Below are 9,362 nucleotides of genomic sequence, written 5' to 3'. Positions count from 1 at the left end.
TGCTTGCGGCAAACCTCCGCCGTCGGAAGTCCAGCCTCCTGTTCCTTGATCATCCCGATGATCTGCGCCTCGGTGAAACGGCTTTTCCTCATGCGCCTGCTCCTTCATCGTGGACAGACTCTACATCAGAATGAGGGACCTTTCGGGGGGGCAGGTCACGGTGCGTAAGCAGATCAGGAACGGGATGTTGTCACCCGCACAGTTCGAACGACAGCAGATTTTGAAGCAGAAGGCGCCTAGAAAACTAGGGACTACTTAAAAGCATTCATCGAGGAGCAGCGAAAACTACCTGCTGCCGAGACTGCTGCGGATAGGTTTGATTCACCTCTGAAGCCAGAGCCATGTGATAACCCAGCCTAATTTATCTCCTGAAGCACCAGATCCTTCCATACCACATCCATCTGACCGGCCTTAAACCCATGCTTATTTTGGCAGCACCATTGGTATGAATATATTGGTTGACAGATAAGTGGTCATCGGACCAAGTAGGCGGTATATAAAAAAGGCGAGGAGAGTCTGAGTGGCTATGGGGCAGCAATCGGCTGGCGTTGGTTTTGCACGCTTGCGAGCAACACTTCTCGTTGGTGGCTCGTTGATGGCATGTGCGGCCGGGCCGGCATTCGGGCAGGTTGCGCAAGCTGGCGCCGCGCCGCGCCCTGCGCAGGAGCCCGCCTCCGGGGACATCCTCGTCACCGGCGTGCGCGAGACGATGCAGAATTCGATCGAAACCAAGCGCAGCGCGGATGCGATCGTCGATGCCATCTCATCGAAGGAAATCGGCGAACTTCCTGGCCAGTCGGTGGGCGAGGTGATCGCCACGATAACCGGCGCCTCCATCGACCGCGCCAATTACGGCCCTACCGAAGTCTCGATCCGCGGCCTGGGCTCAGGCCTGAGCATGACCACCTTCAACGGGCGTGAAGCCACCAACGGCTCGGGTGACCGCGCGGTCAATTTCGGGCAGTTTCCCGCCGAACTCTTCAATGCGATCAAGATCTACAAGACCCAACAGGCCGATCTCATCGAAGGCGGCGTGGCCGGCCTGATCGAGTTGGAAACCCGCAAGCCGCTCGATCACAAGCGGCGCCAGATCCAGGCCGAGATCAAGGGGAACATGAACCCCTATCAGGACCGGATCGACGGAGAGAGCCCCTATGGCTATCGAGTTACGGCCAGTTATATAGACCAATTCAATCTCGGCGCTCTGGGCGACGTGGGGATTTCCATCGGCTTCCAGCGCAACAAGGTGAGCGATCCGGTAGAGCGTTTCTACACCAGCTCGACCTGGTTCACCTGCAACGCCGCAATCGTCTCCACCGGCAATTGCACCGAAGTGAGCCGAGAACAGGGCAATTCCGGCACGCCTTTCTACCACGCCTCGAATTCCTATGCCTTCCGACAGATGACCACCTCGGACTTGCGTAACGCGCTGTTCGGAGCCCTGCAGTGGAAACCCAGCCCCACGCTCGACATCAATTTCGACGTTCAGTACTCGCGCCGCCAATATAGCGAGGAGCGCCACGATTTCGGCACGGCGGAAGGCCGCTACAATCTTCACAACGTCGTCATCGGCGATAACCACCAGTTGCTCGCTGCCGATGGCTCGGCGACGATGCAATCGGTTTCCGGCTTGTTCCAGCGTGACGAGAAATACCTCGGGCTCGGCGGCAACCTGGCCTGGGAAGCAACCGATCGCCTGACGCTGAGCGCCGATGCGGGCTATTCCCATACCAAGCGGGTCGACATCACCCGCCAGGTTCGCCTGCGCACCGATCCCTTCGACATCTACGGGCAGCGCACCGCGATCAACAACCAGCGCATCCCCTACCATGTCGACCTGAGCCAGAGCTTCCTGCCGGTCTTCACATTCGACCAGCGCTTCGACCCGACCAATGCCGACCTCTTCAGCGACGATGCCCGCCTCACCCGCTCGCAGGACGGCCGTGACGACGAGATCTATTCCGCTCGCCTTGACGGGCGGTACAAAATGGACGGTTTCCTTGAGGAAGTGGCGATCGGCGGCCGCTGGTCGCAGCGCACGTTCTTCGGCTACAGCAACGACGTCAATATCGACCAGACCGACCCGGCGGTGGACCGCGACGTCAACCTCGCCTGCCGAACGCCATTTGCGCAGAAGAATTTCTTCGCGGATGGCCCCGCCGGCGCGATCACCAATTTCGCCACTTTCGATGTGCTTTGCCAGTTCCGCAATTATCTTGGCACCGAAGACCCGGGCAACACCGGCGACTTGCGCGCGGTCGAAAACTCGGACGTCACCGAAAAGACCCTCGCCGGCTACGTCATGGCGACCTACTCGGGCGACCTCGGCGGCATACCGGTGCGGGGCAACTTCGGCTTACGCGTGCACACCCGCGTCACCGCGCGCGGCCTGCGCAGCGGACTCGACGTCATCAACAATGCCGACGGCTCGATCTCGCTGCGGGAAAACGGCGACTTCACCGAGACGAAGATCGGCTCCAGCTCGATGCGCTGGCTGCCCAGCCTCAATGCGATCTTCGACATTTCGGACAAGGCGCGCCTGCGCACCGGGCTCTACCGCGCCATGTCGCGCCCGGCGCCCAGCGCGCTTGGCGCCGGGCGGCAGATCACGCTGGAGACCGGCACCGGCTTCACTTCGGTAACGGACGCCATCAATACCATCATCGCCACCGGCAGCCCCGCCCTGAAGCCGACGATGTCGTGGAACGCGGACCTCAGCCTCGAATACTACGCGAACAAGGACACACTGCTGGCCGCGGCGGTCTATTACAAGCGCTTCACCGGCGGACGCATTCCGATCGAGGAGGACGAGGACTTCACCATCGGTGGCACCAGCTATTCGGTGCCTGTCACCCAGACCACCAACAGCGACGAACAGAGCGACCTGTACGGGCTCGAACTGACGGCCAGCAACCAGTTCACCTGGCTGCCCCACCCGCTTGATGGGCTGGGCGCCAAGCTGAGCTACAACTACGCCTGGACCAACTTCAAGACCCAGGACATCCGCTACGGCGACGTGATCGACAGCGCGACCGGAGACGTCACGCCCGGCCTGATCCCGGCCGCCAGCCTCAGCGGCTATTCCAAGCACGTCTTCTCGGCGCAGGCTTTCTACGAGATCGGCAAGTTCTCGATCCAGGGCATCTATCGCTACCGCTCGCGCTACTACCAGGCCTTCACCAGCGACAACACCCAACTGCGCTACGTGAAGGGCAACGACACGTTCGACGTCAACGTGCGTTACACGATCAACAAGGCCGCCGACATCCGCTTCCAGGCCCTCAATATCTTCAACGAGCCGCGGGTCGAATACATGCCGGTCATCGGCAGCACGCGGAACGTGGAATACTACGGCCCGCAATATTTCCTCAGCCTGCGCCTGCGTCTGCGCTGACCTCAGGAAACCGCGCGGGAACGTAGCCAAGCTGCCCGCTCCACAGAAGGAAGCAGCCTTGTTCAAACCAAACTTGTCGATTTGTCATGAGATTTGGTATGAACAATGGTTGCCCAATTTGCCGCGCGGCATTATGCCAATTTCAAGGGCCTCCCCAGGGGCCGGTCTGAACTGGAAGAGAGCAGCCTGATGGCACGATCTACCACACTCGCCTTCAGCGGCCTGCTTCTCGCCGCTGCGCCTGCCTCGGCGCTGGCCCGCCATTACCTGGTGCACGACCAGAAAGAGTATCGGGCAGCGGCAGGCGCGGTGAAGGCCGGCGATGTCATCCGGCTCGCGAAGGGCGAGTGGAAGAACTTCCCGATCTTGCTGGAGGGCCAGGGTACCGCCAAGCAGCCGATCACGCTCACCGTGCAGACCAAGGGCAAGGTCATCCTCACCGGCGCCTCCAGCCTGCGCATGGCGGGAAGCCACCTGCTCGTCTCCGGCCTCGTCTTCCGCGACGGCAGTGCGCCGGGCGCCGAGGTCATCAGTTTTCGACGCGACCCGCGCAGCTACGCCCGCCATTCGCGGCTCACCGAAGTGGTGATCGATCGCTACAACAAGGCCGACCGCCGTACCGAAGACCGCTGGGTCTCGATCTATGGCAGCGACAATCGCGTCGATCACAGCTGGTTCGCCGGCAAAGGCAATCTGGGCGTCACGCTCGCGGTGATCCGGCCCAAGGGCCAGCCGGAAGCCAACCGCCACCGGATCGACCACAACTACTTCGGCCCGCGCCCACCGCTCGGCTCCAACGGGGGCGAGACCATCCGCATCGGCACCAGCGACGAATCGCTTTCCGATTCCGCCAACCTGGTGGAGGCCAACGTCTTCGATCGCTGCGACGGCGAGGTGGAGATCGTCTCGGTGAAGTCCGGCGCGAACGTCGTGCGCGGCAACCTGATCCTGGAATCGCAGGGCGCGATCGTGCTGCGACACGGCAACGGCAACCGCGTCGAGCGCAACGTCTTCCTCGGCAAGGCCAAGCCCCATACCGGCGGGGTGCGCGTGATCAACGAGGGCCAGATCGTGCGGGGCAATTACATGGAAGGGCTCGCGGGCACCGATTTCACCAGTGCGCTGGCGGTGATGAACGGCGTTCCGGGGTCCGCGATCAACCGTTACCACGCGGTCTCCGGGGCGGAGATCGCCAACAATTCGATGTTCGAGGTCGCCCGGGTGACGCTGGGAGCAGGCGCCGATGCCGAGCGCACGGCGGCGCCGACCGGCAGCCGGCTCACGAACAACCTGATCACCGGACAGGACGGCAAGCCCTTCCGGATCGAAGCCGACATGGTGGGCGTCACGTTCACGGATAACGTGACCGATGGCGAAGTGCCGGGCGCGATCCCTTCCGGCCTGCGGAAGACCGGGATCGCGACGAAGCGCGCGGCGAACGGGCTGCTCTATCCGACCGACCCGGCTCTTGCCGCACTGGGTGCGCCGCGCGACCTCAGGCCGGTCACGCTCGCGGAGGTCGGCCCGGCCTGGTATCCGAAGGCAACCGGCATCGCCGCATTCGGGTCGGGCCGCGCCGTTCCGGTAAAGGCCGGCGATCTCGAAGCCGCCGTGGCCGCTGCGAGGCCGGGCGACACGCTGAAACTGGCGGCCGGCCACTACACCGCCGAAACGCCGCTGCGCATCTCCGTGCCGCTGACGGTGTCCGGCCCCAGGGATGCCGATATCGCCTTCTCCGCTCCCACGCTCTTTCAACTGGAAGAAGGCGCAGCGCTGCGCCTGGAAGGCCTGAGCATCACCGGCGACAAGGCCCCGCGCCAGAGCGGCAATGCCGTCATCCGCACCTCCGCCCTGTCGACCGTCGCCAACTATGCGCTGGAAATCAACGGTACAGCCTTCTCCCGCCTCGACAGCGCCCCGGCTTTCGACCTGATCGCCACCACGCCCGGCACTTTCGCCTACCGGATCGCCATCACGAAGGCCGCAGTGAACGGCCTTTCAGGCGCGGTGCTCGCAGCTGCGGCCGAGACGGAAGGCAAGGGACGCTATGCCGCCGAGCACATCGCCATCGCCGATTCCCGTTTCGAAAAAATCGGCAGCCTGGCCCAGATCCTGCGCGCGGGCACCGACGAGAGCACGTTCGGCCCCGAGCTGATCCTGCGCGGCAACACGGTCGTGCAGAGCGGCCCGGTTATGCTCGGCCTGTCCGGCGTGCAGTCGATCCTCATCGAGGGCAATACCTTCCGCAGCAGCGGCAGGATCGCCGTGGCCAACAGTGTCGGCACGCCGGAAACCCGGATCATCGACAACCACTTCATCCAGACCCCGGAGCCGACCGTGACCAAGCTCTACCCGCAAGGTTCGCCGCGCGTCCTGGTCTCCGGCAACAGTATCGGCGGAGACGCATCATGATCGCCAGGCCCCTCCTTCCCAGGCCCTTCGCTCTCGGACCTCTCCTTCTCGGCACAGCGCTGCTTGCGCTGACGCCGGTTCCCGTCTTCGCCGCCCCGTCCAGCGCCGCTCCGGCGTCCCCGGCCAGGGCTGACGATGCCCATCCGGTCTTGATGAATGCCGCGGTGCTCTCCGGCCTCGGCGCAGAGGCCCAGCGCTATCCGCTGTTCGCGGCGGAACTTGCGCGGGTGCGCCGGGATGTCGACGCCGCGATCCATGCGGGGGTCAACGTACCCGTGCCCAAGGACGCGGGCGGCGGCGCCAGTCACGAACAGCACAAGCGCAACTACACCGCGCTCTACGGCGCCGGCCTGCTCTATCGCGTCACCGGCGATCGCCGCTATGCCGACTTTGCGCGCGACCTTCTGCTTGCCTATGCCAAGCTCTACCCCACGCTCGGCCCGCACCCGGCCGCCAAGAACGAAGCGGCGGGACGCCTGTTCTGGCAAAGCCTCAACGACAGCGTCTGGCTGGTCTACGGCATTCAGGGCTACGACGCGGTGCGCGATGCACTTACCCCTCGGGATCGCAAGACCATCGACGATCAGGTCTTCCGCAAGATGGCCGAGTTCCTCTCGACCGGATCGCCCAAGGTCTTCGACCGCATCCACAACCACGCCACCTGGGCCAATGCCGGCGTCGGCATGACGGGCTATGTCCTGCGCGATCCCGATCTCGTGGAGCAGGCGCTGAAGGGCCTCGACAAGAGCGGCAAGGCGGGCTTCCTGCGCCAGCTCGACCTGTTGTTCTCGCCGGACGGCTATTATGCCGAAGGACCCTACTACCAGCGTTACGCGCTCCAGCCCTTCGTGATCTTCGCGGCCGCCGTCGACGCCAACGAACCGCAGCGCCGCATCTTCGAATATCGCGACGGCATCGTGCTGAAGGCGATCCGCACCGCGATCCAGCTCACGTCTGACGGCTATTTCCTGCCCTTCAACGATGCCATGCCCGACAAGAGTCTCAAGACCGAGGAACTCTACCAGGCCGTGGCCATCGGCTACGGCAAGACCCACGACCCGACGCTGCTTTCGATCGCACAGTGGCAGGACCGCACCGTGCTCACCCCGCAAGGCCTGGAAGTCGCGCGCGACCTGGCCGCGGGCAAGGCCAAGCCCTTCCCTTTCGCCTCGATGCTGCTGCGCGATGGACCGGATGGCGACCATGGCGGGATCGCCGTCCTGCGCGATGGCCCGGGCAGCAAGGACCAGTTGCTGGCCGTCAAGAACACCGCGCAAGGCATGGGCCACGGCCATTTCGACAAGCTGAACTGGATCCTATACGACAACGGCCAGCCCATCGTCACGGATTACGGCGCCGCACGCTTCCTCAATATCGAGGCCAAGGACGGCGGCCGCTATCTTCCCGAGAACGAGACCTGGGCCAAGCAGACGGTCGCTCACAACACCCTGGTGGTGGATGAAACCAGCCACTTTGGCGGCGACTGGAAGCGCGGGGAGACCCTCTCACCGCGCCAGCTCTACTTCTCGGCCGACGGCCAGACCCGCGCTTCGATAGCCGAAATGACGGATGCCTATCCCGGCGTCACCTTCCGCCGCGCGCTGCTCCAGGTGAAAGTGGATGGGCTCAAGAGCCCGCTCATCGTCGATCTGCTGAAGGTGAACGGCGGCAAGCCCGCTCGCTACGACCTGCCGCTGCACTATACCGGCCAGCTGATCGACACGAACTTCCCGCTTAAGTCGAACGTCGCGGCCCGGCCGGTGCTGGGCAAGGCGAACGGCTACCAGCACCTCTGGGTGGATGCCACCAGCCAGCCGAACCCGGCATCGCAAGCGCGGAACGGGCACGCATCGGGGAATGTCGTCACCTGGATCGAGGACGGGCGCTTCTACAGCTATCGCGTCGCCACGCCCGGCGTAACGATGATCCTGGGCGAAAGCGGCGCCAACGACCCGCGCTTCAACTTGCGGCGCGAACCCTTCATTCTCCAGCGGCTGGACGGCGCCACCGATGCCGCCTTCGTCAGCCTGCTGGAGCCCCACGGCCGGTATGACGCCTCCGCCGAAACGACCATCGGCAGCGACAGTGCCGTGCAAGCGCTCACCCATGAGCGAAAGGGCGACTTCGACCTCGTGACGATCACCTTCCGCAAGGGCGGCAGCCTGGTGCTGGCGATCGCCGACGACACCGATCCTGCCAAGGACCACGCGCTCCAGATCGGCGGCAGGTTCCAGACATGGACGGGCCCGGTCGGCCGCTTCGACATGACGCAGGAGGCATCCCGGTGAAGAACCTGCGCTGGTTGGTCATCAGCCTGATCGGGCTGGCCACCGTCATCAACTACATCGACCGCAATGCGCTGGCCGTGATGTGGCCCGCCGTCTCCAGGGAGATCGGCGCCGACAAGTCCGACTACGCGCTACTGGTGACCGTGTTCATGCTGGCCTATGCCTTCGGCCAGTCGGTCTTCGGCAGGATTTTCGACGTAATCGGCACCCGGCTGGGCTTTGCCGTCTCGATCCTGTTCTGGTCGCTGTCGATCGGGCTGCACTCGGTGGTCCGCTCGCTCGGCATCCTGGCCGTGCTGCGCGTGACGCTAGGCGTGAGCGAGGCAGGCAACTGGCCCGGCGCAGCCAAGGCGAATGCCTTGTGGTTCCCCCAAAAAGAACGCGCGCTGGCGCAAGGCATCTTCAACGCCGGCGCATCGCTCGGCGCCATCGTTTCGGCCCCGCTGGTGGCGCTGCTGTTCACCGCCTTCGGCTGGCGCATGACCTTCCTGTTCATCGGCGTGCTGGGCTTCCTCTGGCTGGTGCCCTGGCTGTTCCTCTACCGCGCGGATCCCGAGACCAACCCCTGGCTCACTCCGGGCGAGCGCAACCACATCCTCGGCACCGCCGAAGCGCAGAGCCGCAAGGCCGATGGCTATGCGCCAGGCTGGACCGAGATGCTGCGCCATCGCCAGAGCTGGGCCATCATCCTCAGCCGCTTCTTCCTCGATCCCGTCTGGTGGCTGTTCGTTTCCTGGCTACCGATCTACCTGGCCGAGACGTTCGGCTTCGATGTCCAGCAGATCGGCCTCTTCGCCTGGGTGCCTTTCGTCGGCGCCATGGCGGGCAGCCTGATCGGCGGTTGGCTGTCGGGCGCGCTGATCGCCCGCGGCAAGACGGTGAACTTCGCACGCAAGACTGCCATCACCCTGGGCTGCACGATCATGTTGCCACCGCTGCTGCTGACCATGCATGCGGGCAGCCCCCTCTATGCCGTGCTGCTGATCGCCGTGATCCTGTTCGGCTTCCAGATGGCGATCAACAATATCCAGACCCTGCCGGCGGACTACTTCGCGGGCGGTACCGTCGGCTCGCTCGCCGGCCTGGGCGGCACTGCGGCCGTCGCCGGAACCCTGGTCACCACCTGGCTCGTGCCGGCCATGACCAAGGCGAGCTATGCCCCCATCTTCGCGCTGGCCGCCGCACTGGTGCCGGCATCGCTTCTCTGCATCTGGCTGCTCGGCGGCCGGATCGCGCCTCTCTCCTCCCCCAACAGATAACAAGGGCAA

The 9,362-nt window shown here is 64.3% G+C and carries 5 protein-coding genes; 4 read left to right on the top strand and 1 reads right to left on the bottom strand.

All coding sequences use genetic code 11. The annotated features are described in order from the left end of the window. The coding region (locus tag EDF58_RS22985; protein ID WP_132267949.1) for a transposase at positions 1-92 on the bottom strand (92 nt) is incomplete at its 3' end. 503 nt (positions 93-595) lie between these two features. Between EDF58_RS22985 and EDF58_RS22980 the strand changes: the two genes are divergently transcribed. The 4 genes from EDF58_RS22980 to EDF58_RS22965 all read left to right on the top strand — a co-directional run bounded on the left by EDF58_RS22980 (position 596) and on the right by EDF58_RS22965 (position 9,353). Continuing rightward, the gene (locus tag EDF58_RS22980) at positions 596-3,394 is read left to right on the top strand and encodes a TonB-dependent receptor (RefSeq protein ID WP_165921544.1); all 2,799 of its coding nucleotides are present in this window, start codon (positions 596-598) and stop codon (positions 3,392-3,394) included. A 189-nt stretch (positions 3,395-3,583) separates the two neighbouring features. Continuing rightward, complete coding sequence (locus EDF58_RS22975) at positions 3,584-5,806, top strand: polysaccharide lyase 6 family protein (RefSeq protein WP_132269795.1); 2,223 nt, start codon at positions 3,584-3,586, stop codon at positions 5,804-5,806. Further along, on the top strand, positions 5,803-8,094 hold the full coding sequence (locus EDF58_RS22970; RefSeq protein WP_207913126.1) for an alginate lyase family protein: 2,292 nt from the start codon (positions 5,803-5,805) through the stop codon (positions 8,092-8,094). The genes EDF58_RS22975 and EDF58_RS22970 overlap by 4 nt, the downstream gene beginning before the upstream one ends. Continuing rightward, positions 8,091-9,353 carry an MFS transporter gene (locus EDF58_RS22965; RefSeq protein ID WP_207913124.1) on the top strand — a complete coding sequence of 421 codons (1,263 nt, stop codon included), beginning with the start codon at positions 8,091-8,093 and terminating at the stop codon, positions 9,351-9,353. The genes EDF58_RS22970 and EDF58_RS22965 overlap by 4 nt, the downstream gene beginning before the upstream one ends. Positions 9,354-9,362: the final 9 nt, after the last annotated feature.

The organism is Novosphingobium sp. PhB57 (genome assembly GCF_004342985.1).
Lineage (GTDB): Bacteria > Pseudomonadota > Alphaproteobacteria > Sphingomonadales > Sphingomonadaceae > Novosphingobium.
This window is presented reverse-complemented; position numbering and strand designations above follow the sequence as displayed.

Excerpts from the sequence above, each read along its gene's own strand:
- EDF58_RS22975 (WP_132269795.1), top strand. The coding sequence starts at position 3,584 with ATGGCACGATCTACCACACTCGCCTTCAGCGGCCTGCTTCTCGCCGCT.
- EDF58_RS22970 (WP_207913126.1), top strand. The coding sequence starts at position 5,803 with ATGATCGCCAGGCCCCTCCTTCCCAGGCCCTTCGCTCTCGGACCTCTC.
- EDF58_RS22980 (WP_165921544.1), top strand. The coding sequence starts at position 596 with ATGGCATGTGCGGCCGGGCCGGCATTCGGGCAGGTTGCGCAAGCTGGC.